Source organism: Pseudomonas sp. LjRoot277, assembly GCF_964253845.1.
GTDB lineage: Bacteria > Pseudomonadota > Gammaproteobacteria > Pseudomonadales > Pseudomonadaceae > Aquipseudomonas.
On record NZ_CAXURI020000001.1, the window covers coordinates 4441602 to 4460638 of the forward strand.

Below are 19037 nucleotides of genomic sequence, written 5' to 3' on the forward strand. Positions count from 1 at the left end.
TACACTCCCTGGGCGTGTGAGTTTGCGCTTCGCCGCAGGATTTACTTAGTCGCTACTGAAAAAAGTCGGGAGGGTTTCAGGCATTCAGATTATTTTACCGTGGCCATGAAGGCTCACGGTGCCAGCTTGCTCAAAACTAACGAGGTGGAAATGAACAGGAAGTCTAACCGGGGCTGGACAATGGCTGCGGCGGTCGTCGTCGTGGGTTCAACGCTTTTCGCAGGGTGTGCGGGCAAGAACGATCCGATCGCGCAGGCAGACAAGGCGGATGTGGCCAAGGGTGTGCCCGCGCCGAGTCTGGAGCAAACCAAGACGATCGCCGAGGAAGGCTTTGTCTATGGCTTGCCGCTGGTCATGAACTACGCCGTGATGAACGAATTCGCGGTGGACTCCAAGTCCAGCCAGTTCAAGGCACCATTTAACCAATTGCACAACGAGCATCGGGTTTCTACGCCCGCCGATACGGCCGTTATTACGCCCAACAGCGACACCCCGTACTCGATACTCTGGGCTGACCTGCGCGCAGAGCCGCTTGTGATCACCGTGCCAGCCGTCTCCAAAAAGCGCTACTACTCGGTGCAACTAATCGACGGCAACACCTACAACTACGGCTACATCGGGAGCCGGGCAACTGCCAGCGCGCCCGGGAGCTATCTGATCGCAGGCCCCGACTGGAAGGGTGCGACACCTCCAGGCATCGAGAAGGTGTTCAACGCCACGACCCCCTTCGCGCTGACGCTGATCCGGACCCAGCTGTTCAATCCGGCCGACATGCCAAATGTCGAGAAGGTGCAGGCGGGCTACAAGATCCAGCCGCTGTCCGCCTTCCTCCATCAACCCGCGCCGCCCGCTGCGCCGAAGATTGCTTTCGTGCCGGCCACCACGGATGGCATTAAGGCCAACTTCTTCGAGTACCTGTCGGCCGCGCTGCAGTATGTACCGCCTTCGGCTGACGACAAGGAAATCCGGGCCAGGCTGGCCAGCATCGGCGTAGGCCCCGGCCGTAGCTTTGAATTCAAAGACCTCTCGCTTGAGCACAAAGCCGTGGTCCTGCTGGGGATGAAGGCCGGCGACGAGAAGGTCGACAAGTTTCTCTCGAGCGGAATGAAAAATATCAACGGCTGGAACGTCGGCGCGTTCTTCGGCGACCAAGCGTTCTACCAGTCCGACTGGCTGATGCGTGCCGGCGCCGCAAAGGGTGGCCTGTATGGCAACGACGCCGCCGAGGCGACGTACCCCTACACGCGCACCGACGGTACCGGCCAGACGCTCGATACCAGCAAGCGCAACTACACCCTCACCTTCCCAGCCGGCAAACTGCCGCCCGTCAATGCTTTCTGGTCGGTGACCATGTACGACGGCAAGAGCCAACTGCTGATCAAGAATCCGCTCAACCGCTACCTGATCAATTCGCCGATGCTGTCGGCCATGAAAAAGAACGCGGATGGTTCACTGACGCTGTACATCCAGAAGGATTCGCCGGGCAAGACCAAGGAGTCCAACTGGTTGCCGGCGCCTGACGACACGGCCTATCTGGTGATGCGCCTCTATTGGCCGAAGGCCACGCCACCTTCGATTCTTCCCGCTGGCGAAGGCAGCTGGCAGCCACCGGCGCTGGTGGTATCGAAGTAGTGTGACCCACTGCTGACACTCGCTGTAGGTCGATGTCGGCCAGTGCTGCCTTTTTGCCAATAGCTGCCAATCATATTGGCCGGTCGCTGCCTGAAGCCAAAGGCAAGAAAGCCCGCTCAATGGCGGGCTTCGTAATCGGCTTTTCCTATGGCTCGTGGTCAAAACTCTTGCGGAATTCGTCTTCAAAGCTTTCGGCAAGTTTCTTCAATTACGCTTTTCCCGATTTCCGGGCCGGAATAGCTGTTTACTTCCTGGCGGCATAGTTCGGTGGCCTCTCGGGCCTGCATTATTTCCTTGTCTTCCAACCTGTTACTGACAAAAAAACCGAAAGCCAAGTACAAGGTGATGGCGATAATGGTTCCGACGAGGACCTTGCTGACAGGGCCCATTCTCTTTTCTGATGGTAGTGGCCCCCTGGGCGGGATTTGTATTTTCTGCCTGAGGTCGGATTGGCAGTGTTTGCATAAAATGGCTTCAGCCATGATGACTTCCGCGCAGTATGGAGTGTGTAAAAACGCTTCGTCAAAATTGAAGTTTGCGCGTCTATGCGAAATCTGAAAATTATCGGCTGCTCAGCCGAACTGGATTTTGCGTAGAAACGCGATTTTCAGTCCAACACTGGGCTCCAATCGCGCTGAAAAACGTTTTTACACAGCCTCGACCGATAGCGGACGCCCAAACGGCAGAGGAGAGTGAGCAAAATCGCGCCTCCCGCTCTTTCGCCAAGCCTGACGAGGTAGCAACCGGAGAAAATTGGCGCCGAAAGGCCTAGCACCGTTGCTAACGTGTAACCGACTTACCCGTACATGTATAAAAGGCCGTCGATCAGTTCCAGTTCCTGTTGCGTGAAGTGCACGTTGTTAAATCGCCGAATGTCTTCGAGCACACCTCTGATGGGAACTTGCTGCGATGGATCCTGAACGATTTCGATCAGACGTTCGTAATCGGGATCTATTCCCCTGAGGTATTTTTCGATTAGTTCTTTGAGTGATAAACGAGTCTGCTGGTCTGTTAGCACTTTTTATTTCTCCGGCAAAATAGTGACTTCATCCACCGTAATGACAGAGGGATTGCCCGGTTTTGGGATGAGTTGTTGCGAGTCACCCGTTCCGTATTCAGGGGGCGCTTTGGTGTTTGCGATCACTCACTATAGGTGGTGTGGCGTGCGAAACAGGCCAGAACTGTCTGGGCTCAATGTCCATATTCAACGTAGGGGTCCAAGTAGAAACCTTGCGTATCCCAGTTGATTCGATAAATCACTTCTTTCCCTGGCTTGATGTTGGCCGCGACAGTTTTGATCGCGACACCAGCACATAATCCAGACTCGGCGAGCCCGGTGCCGAGGTTCACTTCACCGGCAGGCAAAACGAAAGATGCCTTCTGGCCGGGACCAATCTTGGCTGCGCGCTGACCATCAATGTAGAACACGACGTCACATCCCGCACCGACAAACCCGTCATCACGGAGAATGGTCAGGCGTCCCGGATCTTTCGAACCCTGGCTTTTGAACGCGTACATCTCATTGGCCGGCACTGGCCGCGCTTCAGAAACCCGCATAGGTGATGTTGCGCAACCGCCCAAGGCCAGCAAGAGCGCCCCCGTTGCGATAATCCTACGCATAATTTTTCCCTCCTGAAAAAGGGCGAATGTATCAGAGCGTCATACTGCTTTGCTTCATAAAGCCATTCGCCAAAATCACCATCGCCAAGTACTACCAAGAGTGTCTGCTTTTGGTCGAAAACAGCCCCTCGCGAAGGGCCGTAATCGGCCGCTTGGGCTCTGGTGTACTCGCTTCGGCCTGCATCAGGGCCGAGGGTGTGGATGTTGAGACGCTAGCGGAAATTATCCGCGATGTCGCTGAAACTGCCTGGGATGAGCACATCACGGTCGTCGATGCTTCATACGTGGAAATGGGTAGTGCGTGACCCAAGAGTGGACGGTCGACCTTCGCTCCCGAAGCACGGGCAACTATCGGCCAAAAGCAGCTTCTGAGGACGAACCCGGCCGTTGCACAGTGGTCCAAACTTTTGACAGCGTCGCGACTGATCAAAGGCCTTGGGCCTGCTTCATTCAAAAGCGACGCGTTGCAATTCACACACATCAGGGTGCGCCGGATAACGTTCAGTAGGTTCGGATCCTGTCTGGTGCAGGCGCTGACTGCTGCTCCCATCCCTGCTCCCTTACCGGAGTACGAAAATGACTCAGTCAATGCGCTTCTTCCTTTCGATCTTCCTCGCCACAGCATCGTTGGCATCAGCGAGCCTTCTGAACAATGCAGGTGCGGCAACCGCCGAGGACCTGAATGCCGACTCCCGGCAAGCGTTGCAAACGCTTTACAAGACCTCCCCATCTGCCAAAACCATTTCGCAGAATGCCAAAGCGGTGCTGGTCTTCCCGAAAATCATCAAGGCCGGCCTTGTGTTTGGTGGCAGCTATGGCGAGGGCGTGCTGATGAAGGGCTCGCAAGTAGAGAATTATTACAACTCCGTAACCGGCTCCTGGGGACTACAAGCAGGCGCCCAGTCGTATGGCTATGCGGTTTTCCTGATGACCGACAAAGCCGTGGACTTTCTACGTAAAACCAAGGGTTGGGAAGTCGGCGTAGGACCCACCGTTGTAGTGGTTGATGAAGGGGTGGCGAAGAATCTGTCCAGCACGACAGTGAAGCACGATGCCTACGCGTTCATATTCGACCAGCAAGGGTTAATGGCCGGGGTCAGCATCGAGGGAACGAAGATTTCCCTGATCAAGCGCTGAAAGCCTGTCCTTCAAGGGATCTGTCTTTAGAAGCGTGCCGCGTGTCCCCTCTACCAAGGCGTCTTGTGTACCAGGCAAGACGCCCCTTTTGGACAGGATGCACGGCGAAATTCCTGGATTGTTGAGCGCTATCACCGTCTCGCCAAGAGGGGGCCTGATGAACCTTCTAACCCGATGTAAGGGTGCATGTATTGCTCTGGTGCTAGGCGTGGTTGTGCTCCTGACATTTGTGATTGGCTCCAGTGCTTTGCCGAGGATAGTGCCGGACATGGCTCGCGCGCCCTCTGCGCCAGTGCAACTCGACGGGATAAACGGACCTCTGTCAGCCGAGCGCAGCAAAGCCATTCTCGACCGACTCAAGTCCACCGGCGCAGAGACCAACATCTTCGATGTGCACCTCGCCATCGAAGAATCCATCTCCGGTAGCCCGCTAACGGAAGGAAACAAAGTCGACTTGCTGCAGGACGGTCCCAGCACCTACCAGTCGATGATCAAAGCCATTGAAGCTGCGCGCGACCACATCAACATGGAAACCTACATCCTCGACGATGATGAAGTCGGTCAGCGTTTCGCCGCCGCACTGATCGCTCAGCAACACAAAGGCGTACAGGTCAATCTGATCCGTGACAGCGTCGGAACCCTTGGAACACCCTCAACGTTTTTCTCTCGATTGACCGAAGCGGGCATCAAAGTGCTGGAGTACAACCCCATCAATCCGGTGACGGCCAAAGCCGGCTGGGACGTGAACCAGCGCGATCACCGAAAGCTGCTGATAGTGGACGGCCGTATTGCCTTTCTCGGCGGGATCAACATCAGCAGCGTCTATTCGGGGAGCTCGTTCAGCTCACACTCGAAGACGCGTCCCAGTGGTGATTTGCCCTGGCGCGATACCGACTTGCGCATCGAGGGGCCGGTGGTGGCGGAGCTGCAGAAGCTGTTCATCGGAACCTGGACGGCCCAGAAAGGTCAACCACTCGAGGCTCGTCACTACTTTCCGCCACCTGAGCGCAAAGGCACCGAGGTGATTCGCGCCATCGGCAGCTCGCCAGATGAGCCGTTCAGCCAGATCTATGCGACGTTGATTTCGGCACTGCAAAGCGCGCAGACCGAGATATGGCTGGCTAATGCGTACTTTGTGCCCGACCCGCAGCTGCTGGCGGCACTCAAGGAGGCGGCAGCACGTGGCGTGGACGTCAAACTGGTGCTGCCCGGCAGCACCGATTCGTGGCTGGTGTTCCATGCCGGACGCGCCTACTACAACGAGCTGCTGGAGGCCAACGTCAAGCTTTACGAACGCCGTGACGCGCTACTCCACGTCAAGACTGCAGTCATCGATGGCGTGTGGTCGAGTGTCGGCTCCACCAACCTCGACTGGCGCAGCTTCGTGCACAACGATGAAGTCAACGTCGTTGTGCTGGGCACCGGATTTGGGAAAAAGATGCAGGCGGCATTCATGGCTGATCTGGCCAAGTCGAACGAAATCAAGCTGGAAAAGTGGCAGCGCCGCTCGCTCGCTTTGAGAGCCAAGGAGCAGATGGGACAACTCTGGGAATACTGGCTATAAGTCGAGTGTCGCGGTTGCGAATGAGCAACGGAGCGCTGTGTGTTGCGCAATGGAATTGCGAGTAAGGTGCAGTACCTTGTGGTTGTAACTCTCACGTTTCGCAATTCATTCAGGTTGAGAGGTGGACTTCATGAACAACATCATCTACATCGTCGGGGTCGTTGTGATTGTCGTGGTTATCCTGTCGTTTCTCGGGTTTGCATAGAGTCCAAGAGCGTCTCGATTCGTCGATTGTGATCTCGTATTGGCAAGGCTGTACCCCGCATCGCGAGGTACAGCCTGGTCGCGCTTGACCTATTTGGCCTTTAGAAACTCAACCGTTTGCGCCGTGTTCCACAGGGCATTGGCGATGTAGCGATAGTTGATCAGTGCGGCAAGGTAGCCATCACCTTCGGGGGTCGTCGGGCCGGCGGTCGCGTCCCGAACCACGGCCACTTCAAAGCCAAGCTCCAGCAGTTCGCGCAGATGCGACTCGACGCACAGGTTCGCCGCCATGCCCGCCAATATGATTTGCGACACACCGTGCTTGCGCAGCTGAAGCGCCAGGTCATTGGTTTCCGGGCCGTACACCTTGTGCGGTGAAGCAATGATGGTTTTGCCGTCGAGGATGTAGGGCTTGTACTCGGGCATGAAGTCGGCACCGGAGTTCTCGAAACCGTCGAGGGTCAACGGCCCCTTGCGATCGAACATGCAGATGCTGTGCATGACCTTCTCGAGCGGTCCGCCGAAATGCCAGTCGTGGTCACACGGATAGTAGTAGTGCGGCGAAACGGCGACGGTGATGCCGGCGGCCTTGGCGGCGGCGAACAACTCGCCAATGTGTTTGACGGTATCGTGCTCGACGATGCTCTTGCCAAATACACTCCAGCTCACGCCCTCGGGACTGAGGAAGTCGATCTGTGGATCAATGACCACCAACGCGGCCCGTGAAAGGTCAAGCTGCATGCCGGGATCCGGCAGCGCAGGCTCTGCCGGGTCTGCATACTGAGGGGCGATGGTCGTTGGATGGTTGCTCATGACAGTGGACTCCGGTCGACGATAAGAAAAACACGCTGCGCCCATGGCGCCCGGAAGGGGTCTACCATCGGCGAGAACTTCATCCTATTGCCCCGCCCTGCCCCCCTTTTGCCAGGACGTGCAGAGTCTTTACCCGGTCGTCTCTATCATGGATATCCTGTCCGAATTCTTCGAGCGCACCCACCTTCAGGGCCGGCTGTTCTTCTCCGGACGGGTGGATGGCACGCTGGTCCTTGATAAGCCGCCGGGCATGGCGTTCATCCATGTCATCAGTCAGGGCGGTATCGACATGGTTCAGCCAGGGCTACCGAAGCTGTCGATCACCGAGCCCAGCGTGCTGTTTTGTCCGAGCAGTTGCCGTTACCAATTGCGCTCCAGTTCGGCACAGGGCGCGGAGCTGATCTGTGCCTCGTTCCAGTTCGGGCGCAACACCCTGCACCCCTTCCCCCTCGGTCTCAAGGAAACACTGGTTTTCCCGTTCAAGGAACTGGCGAACCTCACCCCTGTGATCGGCGCGCTGCTCGCCGAATTCCAGGATCAGGCCCCCGGCAGAGTTAAGGCGCTCAATCTGCTGCTCGAGTACATGTTCGTGGTGTTGGTGCGGCACGCAGTCATCGAGCAAAAGATTTCCAGCGGTCTGCTGTATGCCCTTCAGGACGGGCGCCTGAGCGCGGTGTTCAACCGGATCCACCAGGAACCTGAGGCGCTCTGGACAGTGGAGAAGCTTGCAGGCCTGGCGAACATGTCCCGATCAAAATTCTCGGCCTGCTTCACCCAGATCATGGAGATTTCACCGATGGGCTACGTCACCGCCTGGCGAATGAAAGTGGCCCAGGACATGCTCCGTGACGGGGTGCAGATCAAAGTGATCGCCGCCTCGGTCGGCTACAGCTCGCAAGCGTCTTTCTCCAGAACCTTTCTCAACGTGGTGGGCTGGCCGCCGGCCGAATGGCTGAAACGCGATGCGGGTAGCGATATGTCGCTGGTCACGGCGTACGTGCAGCCAACCCAGCGGTAAAAAATCAACTCTGTGAGTAAGGGTCTGCAGCGTCCTGCCGATAACGCACGCGTTACCGCATCCTCACGTGCCCCAAGGCCCAAGCTGCATTCCTGCACGAGTTGAGGTAACCGGCAGCGGTTGGCTCAGCCTTGTTTCAAATCGAGGCAATAGGTGTAGTAACCCGTGTCGCGCACATAGCCCAAGGATTCATACAACCGTTGCGCGCTGACATTGTCCGTGGCCGTTTCCAGCAGCATGCCTTTGGCGCCGGTCAACAATGCAAAGGCTCGCGCGGTGTTCATCAGCAACGTGCCGACCCCTTGCCCTCGGGCGGCGGGTGTTGTGAAGAGATCGCCGAGCAGCCAGGTGCGATGCGCGTCGATGGAGGAGAACGTCGGGAACAACTGCACGAAACCCAGCGCCTCGCCGCTGGGGGCCTGGGCGAAGAAGATCGCGGATTCGTCCCGGGCAATGCGCTCGGCGATGAACTCGCGAGACTGCGGCAGGTTCGACGGCTGGCCGTAGAAGCCTCGATAGGCGTCGAACAGGCTGGCGATTTTATCGAGGTGGGATGCGTCGGCGCGCAGGGCCTGGATGTCCATGTTGATCGTTTCCTTGCGGATTGGTTTGATGAGCGGGAAAAGGGAAATGTAGATCAAAAGATCGCAGCCTGCGGCAGCTCCTACAAGGGACGGCGTACGCAGGCTGCGATCTTTTTACTTTCCTCCTTAGGCCTTTCAGTTCCGCGCAGGGGCCACCGCCGGCATTGATGTCCTGGCCAGCCCGTAATAAAGAATCCCCGGCACCACCAGACCAACGATCCAGGAAATATCGACACCGCCGAGCTGCGCGACCATCGGCCCGGAATAGAAGTGAGTATCGACGAAGGGCAACTGGATCAATACACCCACGACATACACGCTGATCCCACGCATGTTCCAGCGGCCATAACGACCCGCCGGGTCGGACAATGCCGGGATGTCATAGCGCTCTTTGTTGATGAAGTAGTAATCCACCAGATTGATCGCGCTCCACGGTGTGAAGAAGGTCAACAAAAACAGGATGAAGTACTTGAAGGTGTTGAGAAACGAGTACTGGCCCAGCAGCGCGAGCGTGGTCGATGCCGCGACAATCACCAACACAAACACCATCCGCTGGCGGGCGGAAATCTCCAGACGACTGCGGAAACCGCTGATGATGGTGGCCACGCACATGAAGCTGCCATAAGCGTTGAGCGTGGACACCGTGACCTTGCCGAACACCACGCTCAGGTACAGCAGGGACGCCATCACACCGGTGCTGCCCAACCCGACGATGGTCGCCACCTCGTGACCGCGGAAGTTCACACCGGCCAACGCCGCGGCGAACACCCCCAGGACCATGGACGCCTGAGCGCCCAACACCGTTCCAAGCCCGACGGCAGCGAACGTTTTCCAGGACGAGGTCTTGCTCGGCAGGTAGCGTGAGTAGTCCGCCACATAAGGGCCAAAGGCGATCTGCCAGGAGGCGGACAACGACACCGCCAGCAGGAAAGTACTCCAGCCGAAGTGACGGTTTTCCAGCAACAGGCCGATATCGTTGAGGGTCATCAACCGGGTAAACAGATAGACGAAGGCGATGATGCCCAGCACGCTGGCCACCCGGCCGACCAGGTGGATGACCCGGTAACCGAAGATCGTCAGAAACGCGATGCACGAGGCGAAAATCAGGATGCCGGCGCTGTCGCTGACATGAATCAACTGGGCAATCGCCTGCCCCGACAACACCGCGCCGGTGGCGCTGAAACCGAGGTACATCAGGCACACCAGCACAATCGGGATGGCCGCCCCATAGACCCCGAACTGCACACGGCTGGAGATCATCTGCGGCAGCCCGAGCTTCGGCCCTTGCGCCGCGTGCAGGGCAACCACTGCGCCGCCCAGCACCTGGCCGATCAGCAAGCCGATGAGCGACCAGAACACATCGCCGCCCAGCACCACGGCCAGGGCGCCGGTGACGATCGCCGTGATTTGCAGGTTGGCACCGAGCCACAGGGTGAACTGGCTGTAGAGGCTGCCATGCCGCTCGGCCTCGGGGATGAAATCGATCGAACGTGTCTCGATCAGGGGACTTCGCTGCTGACTATCGCTGACCTTGGTCATTACGCTGTTTTCCTTTGAGGCGCTTGTTTTTAGAGTGTGGACTCGAACGCTTAGAACGCCTTGCTGGCACTGGCAACCACCGTGGCCGTGCACAGATCACCATAGCCGTACCAGCTCGTGCATTCGCTTTTCGACAGGTCGGTATCGATGTAGCTAAGGCCCCAGGTCACGCCCACGAAGTCACGGGTCAACTTGGCTTCCCACTCGGTGTAGGCATCGCGGCTTTCACCGTTGGCGGACCAGAACGCCGGGTCTTTGACATCGTTGCGACCCACACGCAGGTCCAGGCCGATCTCGGCCGGCAATTCGATTTTGTAGCTGAGGTAGGTGTAAAGGGTGTCCTGGTCCTCGCCAAAGAAGTTCGGCGTATCGTTTGAGTAGTAGGCGCCGAGCTTCACGCCATAAACGTCAAGGACGGCGTAGACCTCACTCAGGTTGAATTGGCCTTCCTTTGGATAGTCGTACTTGATGTACCCCAGATCGAGGCTGATGGCCTCGGTCGCCTGCCAGTAGTAGCCGGCGTAATACTCGAGTTCCTGCCGCGTCTTGAACTCGCCGCCGAAATCGACGTTCGAGGTCCAGGCGCCAACGTACAAGCCGCTGCTGTGCACCAGCGTGGCGCCGGCCTGAGCCGCCGGATCACCCAGGGTTTGCGAAATGCCACGGGTGCGGTAGTCGCTGAAGACTCCCAGGGTCATGTCCAGGCTGAAGTCATCGTTGAGTGGCAGTGCCTGGGTGGTCAGGGGTGCCAATACAAGAGTGGCAAGGGTCAATACTGAGCGTGCGTTCATACAAGTCTCTTATTTTTATGGAGGTGCGGGTTATTTCGGGCATGGCGATGCCGAGCCCCTCGTCATACGAGGAGCCAGGCAGTCTTTTGCGTGGTGCGGGTGAACGGAGGGTCAGGACGCGGGCGCGTACACCTCTTTGCCGGCGAAGAAGGTCTTCAGGACCTTGGTGTCGAACAGTTCGTCGTCGCTGACCTTGAAGACATCGCGGTCGAGGATGATCAGATCGGCCTGTTTGCCGGGTGTCAGCGAACCAATCTGCTGCTCCAGGCGCAGGGCCTTGGCGGCATTGAGCGTGTAGGCGTAGAACATGGTCTGGCGATCGATGCTTTCCTTGGCATTCAACACACCCAGCGGCCCTTTGCGCGTGCTGGCCTGAGCGATGGCGTTCCATGGATTGGGGCTGGACACCGGCCAGTCACTGCCACCGGCGATGACCGCACCGGCGTTATGCAGGGACTTGGCGGGATACTGATAACCGTAAGCAAACGCGCTGATATAGGGTTTGACGAGCTCGACGGTGTAACTCTCGCCGGTGGCCCACAGCAACTGCATGGAGGCAATCACGCCAAGCTGCTTGAAGCGCGGAAACTCTTTGGGGTTGACCAGTTGCAGGTGGCTGATGCTATGAGCCACCGGTGTCGGGTTGAGTTTGCGCGCGTAGGCAAAACCATTGAGTGATTCACGCACCGCACGGTCGCCGACCGCATGCATGTGCACGATCCAGTCGCGCTTCTCCGCTGCCACGACCAACTCACCGAAGTGCGCGGGGTCGATCAGCAGTTGACCGTTTTTATGGCTGTTCTTGAAGGGAACGATGACCGCTGCGGTCTGCCCCGGAAACTCGAGAACGCCGTCAGCGAATACCTTGATGCCAGGAAAACTCAGGTTGGGTACGCCCTCGAATTTCTTCATCACCTTGGCCAGCACTTCCAGATCGGCCGGTCGACTTTTCGGGTTGGCCAACAGCAGCGCGGCGACGTGGGCATTGAGCTCGCCCTTCTCTGCCAGTTCGCGGTAAAGCGGCAACACGCCGTAACTCTGCTCGGTTGCCTTGAAATCGAACAGCGAATCGCCACTGCCGGCATTCGCCGCCGCGTCCATCCAGGCAGTGACGCCGTATTGATTGTTGACCTTCACGGCCTCGCGGGCGGCTTTCAACATGATCTCGTCGCTGGGCGCGGGGATCTGGCTGCGTACCTGGTCCCAGCGCGACTCGGCAAAATAGCCATTGGGGGTGAAGTCCGTGTCGTGACCCACAAAGCTGCGGTCCTGTTCCGAGAGACCTTTTACCAGTGCCGCGTCGATCTTCAGGCGCTTGAGCATGGCGTTGTTGGCCCATCCGGTGTGCCCGTCAATCCCGCTGAGGACCACCGGTTGATCCGCCCAACGTCCCTGGTTGAAGCGCTGGCCCAGCTCACGGCTCTTGTCCCAATAGGCCGAACTGACCCCGGCGATGCTGATCACGTCACCGGCCCGCGCAATGCCCGCCTGATCCTGTTCGATAATCCACTGTTCAAGCTCCGGCAACGGCTTGACTTCATCCAGCAGATTGGCCCCCATGCTGTTGAAGGCCGCAACCACCGGGTGACTGTGGGTATCAATCATTCCCGGCATCAGCACCTTGCCCGCCAGATCGATCCGTTGCGTGCCGGTGTCGGCCAGGGCGTTGATCTCGGCATTGCTGCCCACTTTGAGAATCTTGCCGTCTTGCACGGCCACTGCCTGGACCAGTCCCTGACCGGGTTCGGCGGTAAAGACCTTGCCGTTGAACAACACAAGGTCAGCGGCGGCCATGGCTTGCACCGAAGAAAAGGCCAGGGCTGCGGCCAACAGGTTTGGAATAAATCGCTGCATCGGAACACTCTCTTGTTTTTATTGGGCAGAACGGGAGGCCGATGCCTGGGACAATGCCTTCGGATCAAGGCCAACGAACGGCGCCTTGGCCCACACGACCTGGCCGCCCACGACCGTCAGCAGCACATTGTTTCGAGCCAACTCCTCCTCGGGCACCTGCATGAAGTTCTTGTCCAGAACGATCAGGTCCGCGAACTTGCCGACCTCGACCGAACCGACGACAGCGTCCAGTTTCAGCTGCTCGGCGGCGTTCATGGTGATGGTGCGCAGCACTTCAGTGCGCGACAGCGCCGGGTCGGCATTCAACCTCCCCGCATACTTGGGGCCGTAGCTGTGCGGGTTCAGCGGATCACCTGAGCGGGTGACACCGATCTTCAACGCCAGGAACTCGTCGAGCGGGTCGACCGGCCAGTCGCTGCCATACGCCACACGGCCGCCGGCACGAGCGATGCTGCCGGAGGGTTCCATGCGGGCAAATCGCGCCGCCCCCAGATGTTCGTTGGTACCGTCAACCGTTGACGGTGCCTGCTGGGCCCACTGGAAGGACATGTTGGCGGTCACGTCGAGCGCTTTGAAGCGCGCATAGTCGGCAGGGTCCACCGACTCGTTGTGAGTAATGGTTGGGCGGAAGCCATTGCCAGGCAGCTGCTGGCGCAGGTATTCGATGCCGTTCAGTGAGTCACGCACCGCGCGGTCTCCGGTGGCGTGAATATGCGGATCGAGGCCGGCCTGAACGGCCTTCAGCAGCAGCGGGTTGAGTACTTGCGGCGGGAAGTAAAGCTCACCGGTGTTCTTGCCAGGTGCCCACTTCGGCGACGTATCGGTGCCGGCATTGCGCAGGTACGGCGTCAACATTGCACCCGTGTCCGCCGGCGCGTTGATGATGCCGTCCATGAACAATTTGACGTGGCGCATGCTCACACCCGGCGCCGGTTTCGCTTCGCCCTGATCGTAGGTGGTGGCCATTGCCTTGGCCTCGGCGATGGTTTTGTCCGGGTCGGCAGCCGCGGCCGCAGGGTCGAGTTTGATCGCCAGCAAGGCCCGGGCCGTCAGTTCACCCGACTGTTGCAGGGTGGTAAATGCTTTGCCGTTTTCCGGCCCCGACAAGGCATCGAAGAAACTGGTGATGCCTTGCTGGCGCATGGCGTCGAGCGCCGCGCGGGTCTGATTGAGTTTCTCTGCGTCCGTGGCGGGCGGCACCACGGCGGCCATGGCTTCGGCGGCTCCGTCTTCGCAGATGCCGTTCGGGTTGCCGGCGCTATCGCGCATGTACTTGCCATCACCGGGATTGGCCGTGTGCTTGTTGATGCCGGCAACTTGCAGGCCGCGCGAGTTGGTCAACACCGTATGGAAGTCGGTGGAGCGGACTTGAATTGGGCGGTTGGTCTTGAGCGCGTCCAGCGTCGACTTGTCGGCGTCACCGTCAAGTCCGGTCATGCCAATGCGGTCCCAACTGCCCACTTCGAGCCAGACATCGGGGCCTTTGTCCTTGTCGGCATCCAGGCACGCTTGAATGGTTTCCTGGAAAGCCTTGCGGGTCATCGTCTGGTATTTCAGGTCGCACAAGGTCATGGCGCGGCCGCCATCCCCCGGATGCATGTGCGCATCAACGAAACCCGGCATCAGCATGCGGCCGGCCAGATCGATCAGCTGTGTCTGCGTGCCGATGTACGAGGCAACCCCTGCATCACTGCCGACATAAACGATCTTCCCGCCCGTGACGGCGATCGCCTGCTGCACGGAATTCTTGCCGTCGACGGTATAGACATAGCCGTTGCGCATGACCATGTCGGCGCCTGTCGAAGCGTGTGTCTGACACCCCACCAGCGTCACGCAGGAAAATGCCGTTGTCGCGGCAACGGCGATAAATAGCCTGGAAAATTTCAACTGCCTCACCTCTATTTTTATAGTTGTGGAAGTGGCCCGGACAGACTGCCGTGCAAGCCCCTGATATGCAGGGCACACGATATAGAGCGCAGCAGAAGTACGGACCTCCACAAATGAGGAGGGGTCAGGCAAATACCGGTCAGTTGAGCAGCAACGCTTACTTTGTAGCAGCTGCCGAAGGCTGCGTTCGGCTGCGTAGCAGTCGTGAAGTCAGACTATGCGGTGCACGAGACTCACCGCGCACTCAGGGTTTACGACTGCTGCGTCCGAACGCGGCCCGAACCGAACGCAGGCTTCGCCAGCTGCTACAAGGACTGCGTTATGGCTTAAGGCGCTGCGCTTAATTACGACGTGCAGTTTCCGCAAGCGAAGTCGGCGAACGCAGGGCTGAACCCAGCTCCACTTTGCTCTTCACGCCGAGCTGCAAGTAGCAGTTACGCAAATAGGTGCGCACTGTGGCCGGACTCAGTGCAAGGATTTTGGCAATTTCCTTATAGGAGTGACCGGCGGCGAACAGCATCGCCGCCGTGCGCTCGCGTGGCGCCAGCACCGCCCCGCGCGACTGTGATTCGAGTGACAGGATGACGTGCTCGGCGTTGGGGCTAAGTGTCATGGCAGTGCGACCCAGGCGAATCACACACGGCGCTTTTTGCAGCTGTGCAATGACATCAACGGGAAGCATTGAACCGCTCCACCCGGGCAACTCGCGCTGAATGGCGGTGCACAGACTTGCGCCCACATACAGCAGACTGCCATCCATCCGCGCGACCCCGAAGTCACTCGCCCCGTTGCCCGTGTCGCAGCGAATCATGTCCTGCACCTGAAAGCGCCACAACTGCAACAGATGGTCGCAGAACGCCGAAAACAACCCGGCCTCGCTGTCATTGAAAGCCGGTGCATGAAGGCCACGGTAGAGACAGACGAAGAACATCAAGCCGCTTTCAGGGAGCTCGAACGTGATGCACATCAGGTGGTAGATGTCGTGACGCCGTGCGAAGTCGTTCACCTCCTCACAGGGATCGGTGAACCCACTGTCGCGCACAACTACCCCGGGTTGACTTAAGGTCTCCTGGGAAAATCTGTCGCTGACCGCTACTTTGTGCCATTCGACGGCAAACGACTCAGACAGATTGATCCGTCCGTGCATCCAGCTTTTGGGCGGAGCATTGACGCCTGACGCAGACATCTCGCCCCACCATGCCGAAGCGAAGGGCACCAGTTGGCGGAAGGCCTGCAAGCCGTCGGCGATGAATTGAGATGCCCCGCGGTCTCGAGCAAGCCGACCCAGGTGCAACACGCAACGATTGAACGCTGTCAGCGTGGCCATCGACGCCTTGGCGCCGACCTCATCACCCTCCTCCATTGTTTTTATCCTGTTTACTACATGGCGTATTTTTTCGACGATGCCATAGGCGCGGTTATGGGTCCAGCGAGCGCTATTGTTCCGGCTGTCAGCAAGAATGACTCAAATGCGCTAATTCCGCTAAACCGACCCAAGGGCCGGCACAACACCATCTAATCTGAATAGAGTACAACCACAAACAAGCCACTAGCCTCTTGATACAGGGGAGATGGGATGACCGGAAAAGCAGCGCGCCAATGCTCGTCATGGATCCTGTTCTCCCTGCTCGCCATCAACCTGGCGCTGGCAGCGGGATGTGCAGGCAAAGCTGCGACAGCTCGCTATTCGGCCATAGGTGACAGCTGCTATGCAAAAGCGCTACCCACTGCCGGCGAGGGTGGCCTGGCTTGGGGCTCCACCTTGAACATGGCTCGCAAAAAATCCCTGAATAATTGCATACGCTATGCCGGCCGATCCGGTGGCACGCCCGATACCTGCAAAGTGGTGTTGGCGGAGTGCAAAAATTAAAAGGGCGGCAGTGAAGCGGGCCGTTCGGTTCACGGTCAACCACAATGGCTCGACAAACTCCAGGCTACCGGCTGCCCATTATTGATAGCTACCCCGGTACCGAGGATTTTTGCGCACCGACACTGCCCGCCCTGGCGGCGACTGCAAGTGCCACGCAACACGCCAGTAACGAGAATGCGGCGAATGCGCCCATCACATGTAGATAAGGCAACACGTGATTCCAGGCTCGAGCCACCCCCAGGAAAGCGGCGAATAGCCAACCGCTCATGGAAAGCGCACCCAACAAGGCGAGCCGCGTGCGGCCTGCACTGCGCAGTGCGACGAATGGAGCCTTTTGCAGCAACGGGAAGCCGACTCGATGCAACAATGCGCCGTTGAGGCTAAGCAGCGCGACGACAGTTACCTTGGCCCAGAGTTTCTGATTGAGCAGATACGCGTCGCCTTCATTGAGATACCCCTCAAGCACCAGCAACAGTCCGCTTGCCCAAAGGGCCAGCAGTGCGAGGCTGACGATCCTCTGAGTTTCATCAAGGTACTCACGCCTCGCCTGGTCCAGTATTTCCTTGCGCCAACTCCAAAGTTTGTGATCCGCCTGCAACACCCTCCCCAGGGCAATACACGTAGCGAGCAGATGACCGTATACGAGAAGCATTTTGAGCATTGCCTTGACCTTATTATTGTTTTGGCGCGGCGTTCCCTGCTTCGCTGAATTGAAAACGAATGATACAAATTTGCAATTGCATTTTCAAGATGAGCATTAATTCATAGGCTGGCACCGACCGTGATGTCGGTCTGATTCGGCTTGCTCGATACATATGGATAACCGTATATTCGGATAACCACATGTAGTGAAGACACTTCCATGCTGAACCCTGCCGCCGTATTCAAATGCCTGTCCGACGAAACTCGCACACGGGCCACCTTACTGATCACCCGTGAGGGAGAGTTATGCGTCTGCGAACTGGTCTGCGCCCTGAACGACAGCCAGCCGAAAATCTCCCGCCACCTCGCGCAACTCCGGGCATGTGGCCTGCTGCTGGACCGCCGCCAGGGTCAGTGGGTGTATTACCGGCTCAACCCCGAACTGCCAAAGTGGGTTCGCAGCATTCTTGAGACAACCCTGGAAGCCAACGCCGACTGGCTTGAGGAAAACAACACTCGACTCAAAACGATGGGCGACCGCCCTATCAACACTGCCGCCTGCTGCTGACCCATCACCCGTCGAGACTGCTCATGTTTACTGCGTTCGCCATTTTTCTTGTCACCATTGTGTTGGTCATTTGGCAGCCCAAGGGATTGGGTGTCGGCTGGAGCGCCTCCTTGGGGGCTGCCCTTGCACTGATTGCAGGCGTCGTGACGCTGGACGATATTCCACTGGTGTGGGGCATTGTCTGGAACGCCACCGCTACGTTTATCGCGGTCATCATCATTAGCTTGTTGCTTGATGAGGCAGGCTTCTTTCAGTGGGCCGCCCTGCATGTAGCACGCTGGGCCAAGGGCGATGGTCGTCGCCTGTTCGCTTTCACGGTGCTACTGGGCGCAGCCGTTTCCGCCCTGTTTGCCAATGACGGTGCGGCACTGATACTGACCCCCATCGTCATTTCGATTTTGCTCGCCCTGCGCTTTTCCCCAGCGTCCACCCTGGCGTTTGTCATGGCAGCCGGCTTTATTGCCGACACGGCCAGCCTGCCTCTGGTGGTGTCGAATCTCGTCAATATCGTTTCAGCCGACTACTTCGGCCTGGGTTTCAGCGAGTACGCTTCGGTCATGGTCCCGGTCAATTTCGTTACCGTGGGCTCCACTCTCGGAGTGCTGTATTGGTTTTTCCGTCGTGACATACCCAAACGCTATTCACTGGATGACCTACAAGACCCACGACGTGCCGTGCGAGACCCACTGACCTTTCGCGTCGGCTGGATTGTCCTGGGTTTGTTGCTGATTGGGCTGTTTGCGCTGGAGCCTCTGGGCATTCCGATCAGTGTCATTGCGGCGGTCTGCGCCGCGATGCTGTTCGCCGTTGCGGCGCGTGGGCATGTGATTTCAACCCGACGTGTGTTGCGCGAAGCGCCATGGCAGGTCGTGACCTTTTCGCTGGGCATGTACCTGGTGGTTTATGGGCTGAAAAACGCTGGCCTGACAACCTATCTGACAGTGGCCCTGAACTACTTTGCCGAATTAGGCATCTGGGGCGCCGCGTTGGGGACTGGTTTTCTCACGGCGTTGCTGTCATCCGGCATGAACAACATGCCGACGGTGTTGGTGGGTGCGCTGTCGATCCAGGCCAGTGACGCCACCGGCGTGGTGCGTGAGGCCATGATCTACGCCAATGTCATCGGCTCTGATCTGGGCCCGAAAATCACCCCTATCGGTAGCCTGGCAACACTGCTCTGGCTGCATGTTCTGGAGCGCAAGGGCATCCGCATCACCTGGGGTTACTACTTCAAGGTGGGTGTCGTTCTGACGCTGCCGATTCTGTTCATCACCTTATCTGCCCTGGCCTTGCGCCTGGGCGTTTAGCACCTGC

At 58.3% G+C, this 19037-nt stretch carries 18 protein-coding genes; 8 read left to right on the forward strand and 10 right to left on the reverse strand.

What is annotated here, in order from left to right; genetic code table 11:
• Nucleotides 1–180: 180 nt before the first annotated feature.
• On the forward strand, nt 181–1632 hold the full coding sequence (locus tag ACSQ87_RS20915) for a DUF1254 domain-containing protein (protein WP_436275112.1): 1452 nt from the start codon (nt 181–183) through the stop codon (nt 1630–1632).
• A gap of 182 nt (nt 1633–1814) precedes the next feature.
• On the opposite strand, the gene ACSQ87_RS20920 is transcribed toward ACSQ87_RS20915, so the two are convergent.
• Nucleotides 1815–2114 (reverse strand): hypothetical protein, encoded by a 300-nt coding sequence (locus ACSQ87_RS20920; protein WP_223430504.1) that lies wholly within the window; start codon nt 2112–2114, stop codon nt 1815–1817.
• Nucleotides 2115–2823: 709 nt separating this feature from the next.
• Nucleotides 2824–3252, reverse strand: a complete 429-nt coding sequence (locus ACSQ87_RS20925; RefSeq protein ID WP_223430505.1) for a hypothetical protein — start codon at nt 3250–3252, stop codon at nt 2824–2826.
• Between the two features lie 26 nt (nt 3253–3278).
• Between ACSQ87_RS20925 and ACSQ87_RS20930 the strand changes: the two genes are divergently transcribed.
• The 3 genes from ACSQ87_RS20930 to cls all read left to right on the forward strand — a co-directional run bounded on the left by ACSQ87_RS20930 (nt 3279) and on the right by cls (nt 5953).
• On the forward strand, nt 3279–3557 hold the full coding sequence (locus ACSQ87_RS20930) for a hypothetical protein (protein ID WP_223430506.1): 279 nt from the start codon (nt 3279–3281) through the stop codon (nt 3555–3557).
• Between the two features lie 271 nt (nt 3558–3828).
• Nucleotides 3829–4389 carry a YSC84-related protein gene (locus ACSQ87_RS20935; RefSeq protein WP_223430507.1) on the forward strand — a complete coding sequence of 187 codons (561 nt, stop codon included), beginning with the start codon at nt 3829–3831 and terminating at the stop codon, nt 4387–4389.
• Nucleotides 4390–4657: 268 nt separating this feature from the next.
• Complete coding sequence (gene cls, locus ACSQ87_RS20940; RefSeq protein WP_436274298.1) at nt 4658–5953, forward strand: cardiolipin synthase; 1296 nt, start codon at nt 4658–4660, stop codon at nt 5951–5953.
• Nucleotides 5954–6247: 294 nt separating this feature from the next.
• On the opposite strand, the gene ACSQ87_RS20945 is transcribed toward cls, so the two are convergent.
• Nucleotides 6248–6970: a cysteine hydrolase gene (locus tag ACSQ87_RS20945; RefSeq protein ID WP_436274299.1), complete on the reverse strand. Its 723-nt coding sequence runs from the start codon at nt 6968–6970 to the stop codon at nt 6248–6250.
• Between the two features lie 148 nt (nt 6971–7118).
• Between ACSQ87_RS20945 and ACSQ87_RS20950 the strand changes: the two genes are divergently transcribed.
• The gene (locus ACSQ87_RS20950) at nt 7119–7988 is read left to right on the forward strand and encodes an AraC family transcriptional regulator (RefSeq protein WP_436274300.1); all 870 of its coding nucleotides are present in this window, start codon (nt 7119–7121) and stop codon (nt 7986–7988) included.
• Nucleotides 7989–8113: 125 nt separating this feature from the next.
• Here ACSQ87_RS20950 and ACSQ87_RS20955 read toward each other — a convergent pair whose 3' ends face one another.
• The 6 genes from ACSQ87_RS20955 to ACSQ87_RS20980 form a co-directional block, all read right to left on the reverse strand.
• Complete coding sequence (locus ACSQ87_RS20955; protein ID WP_223430511.1) at nt 8114–8572, reverse strand: GNAT family N-acetyltransferase; 459 nt, start codon at nt 8570–8572, stop codon at nt 8114–8116.
• A 135-nt stretch (nt 8573–8707) separates the two neighbouring features.
• Nucleotides 8708–10111, reverse strand: a complete 1404-nt coding sequence (locus tag ACSQ87_RS20960; protein WP_223430512.1) for a purine-cytosine permease family protein — start codon at nt 10109–10111, stop codon at nt 8708–8710.
• 50 nt (nt 10112–10161) lie between these two features.
• Nucleotides 10162–10902, reverse strand: coding sequence for a TorF family putative porin (locus ACSQ87_RS20965; RefSeq protein ID WP_223430513.1), 741 nt, complete (start codon nt 10900–10902; stop codon nt 10162–10164).
• A gap of 111 nt (nt 10903–11013) precedes the next feature.
• Nucleotides 11014–12756, reverse strand: coding sequence for an amidohydrolase (locus ACSQ87_RS20970; RefSeq protein WP_223430514.1), 1743 nt, complete (start codon nt 12754–12756; stop codon nt 11014–11016).
• A gap of 18 nt (nt 12757–12774) precedes the next feature.
• Nucleotides 12775–14643 carry an amidohydrolase gene (locus ACSQ87_RS20975; RefSeq protein WP_436274301.1) on the reverse strand — a complete coding sequence of 623 codons (1869 nt, stop codon included), beginning with the start codon at nt 14641–14643 and terminating at the stop codon, nt 12775–12777.
• 340 nt (nt 14644–14983) lie between these two features.
• Nucleotides 14984–16006 (reverse strand): helix-turn-helix transcriptional regulator, encoded by a 1023-nt coding sequence (locus ACSQ87_RS20980; protein WP_223430516.1) that lies wholly within the window; start codon nt 16004–16006, stop codon nt 14984–14986.
• A gap of 213 nt (nt 16007–16219) precedes the next feature.
• On the opposite strand from ACSQ87_RS20980, the gene ACSQ87_RS20985 reads away from it, so the two are divergent.
• Nucleotides 16220–16513, forward strand: coding sequence for a hypothetical protein (locus tag ACSQ87_RS20985; protein ID WP_223430517.1), 294 nt, complete (start codon nt 16220–16222; stop codon nt 16511–16513).
• A gap of 88 nt (nt 16514–16601) precedes the next feature.
• Here ACSQ87_RS20985 and ACSQ87_RS20990 read toward each other — a convergent pair whose 3' ends face one another.
• Nucleotides 16602–17174 (reverse strand): hypothetical protein, encoded by a 573-nt coding sequence (locus ACSQ87_RS20990; RefSeq protein WP_223430518.1) that lies wholly within the window; start codon nt 17172–17174, stop codon nt 16602–16604.
• A 201-nt stretch (nt 17175–17375) separates the two neighbouring features.
• Here ACSQ87_RS20990 and ACSQ87_RS20995 point away from each other — a divergent pair, with 201 nt between their 5' ends.
• Both ACSQ87_RS20995 and ACSQ87_RS21000 read left to right on the forward strand, forming a co-directional pair.
• Nucleotides 17376–17723, forward strand: a complete 348-nt coding sequence (locus ACSQ87_RS20995; protein WP_436274302.1) for a metalloregulator ArsR/SmtB family transcription factor — start codon at nt 17376–17378, stop codon at nt 17721–17723.
• Nucleotides 17724–17746: 23 nt separating this feature from the next.
• Nucleotides 17747–19030, forward strand: coding sequence for an arsenic transporter (locus ACSQ87_RS21000; protein ID WP_436274303.1), 1284 nt, complete (start codon nt 17747–17749; stop codon nt 19028–19030).
• The last annotated feature ends 7 nt before the right edge of the window (nt 19031–19037 follow it).

What these genes read in the sequence shown, in the direction of transcription:
- ACSQ87_RS20915 (WP_436275112.1), top strand. Translation starts at nt 181, where the DNA reads ATGGCTGCGGCGGTCGTCGTCGTGGGTTCAACGCTTTTCGCAGGGTGT.
- ACSQ87_RS20920 (WP_223430504.1), bottom strand. Translation starts at nt 2,114, where the DNA reads ATGGCTGAAGCCATTTTATGCAAACACTGCCAATCCGACCTCAGGCAG.
- ACSQ87_RS20925 (WP_223430505.1), bottom strand. Translation starts at nt 3,252, where the DNA reads ATGCGTAGGATTATCGCAACGGGGGCGCTCTTGCTGGCCTTGGGCGGT.
- ACSQ87_RS20930 (WP_223430506.1), top strand. Translation starts at nt 3,279, where the DNA reads ATGTATCAGAGCGTCATACTGCTTTGCTTCATAAAGCCATTCGCCAAA.
- ACSQ87_RS20935 (WP_223430507.1), top strand. Translation starts at nt 3,829, where the DNA reads ATGACTCAGTCAATGCGCTTCTTCCTTTCGATCTTCCTCGCCACAGCA.
- cls (WP_436274298.1), top strand. Translation starts at nt 4,658, where the DNA reads ATGGCTCGCGCGCCCTCTGCGCCAGTGCAACTCGACGGGATAAACGGA.
- ACSQ87_RS20945 (WP_436274299.1), bottom strand. Translation starts at nt 6,970, where the DNA reads ATGAGCAACCATCCAACGACCATCGCCCCTCAGTATGCAGACCCGGCA.
- ACSQ87_RS20950 (WP_436274300.1), top strand. Translation starts at nt 7,119, where the DNA reads ATGGATATCCTGTCCGAATTCTTCGAGCGCACCCACCTTCAGGGCCGG.
- ACSQ87_RS20955 (WP_223430511.1), bottom strand. Translation starts at nt 8,572, where the DNA reads ATGGACATCCAGGCCCTGCGCGCCGACGCATCCCACCTCGATAAAATC.
- ACSQ87_RS20960 (WP_223430512.1), bottom strand. Translation starts at nt 10,111, where the DNA reads ATGACCAAGGTCAGCGATAGTCAGCAGCGAAGTCCCCTGATCGAGACA.
- ACSQ87_RS20965 (WP_223430513.1), bottom strand. Translation starts at nt 10,902, where the DNA reads ATGAACGCACGCTCAGTATTGACCCTTGCCACTCTTGTATTGGCACCC.
- ACSQ87_RS20970 (WP_223430514.1), bottom strand. Translation starts at nt 12,756, where the DNA reads ATGCAGCGATTTATTCCAAACCTGTTGGCCGCAGCCCTGGCCTTTTCT.
- ACSQ87_RS20980 (WP_223430516.1), bottom strand. Translation starts at nt 16,006, where the DNA reads ATGGAGGAGGGTGATGAGGTCGGCGCCAAGGCGTCGATGGCCACGCTG.
- ACSQ87_RS20985 (WP_223430517.1), top strand. Translation starts at nt 16,220, where the DNA reads ATGACCGGAAAAGCAGCGCGCCAATGCTCGTCATGGATCCTGTTCTCC.
- ACSQ87_RS20990 (WP_223430518.1), bottom strand. Translation starts at nt 17,174, where the DNA reads ATGCTCAAAATGCTTCTCGTATACGGTCATCTGCTCGCTACGTGTATT.
- ACSQ87_RS20995 (WP_436274302.1), top strand. Translation starts at nt 17,376, where the DNA reads ATGCTGAACCCTGCCGCCGTATTCAAATGCCTGTCCGACGAAACTCGC.
- ACSQ87_RS21000 (WP_436274303.1), top strand. Translation starts at nt 17,747, where the DNA reads ATGTTTACTGCGTTCGCCATTTTTCTTGTCACCATTGTGTTGGTCATT.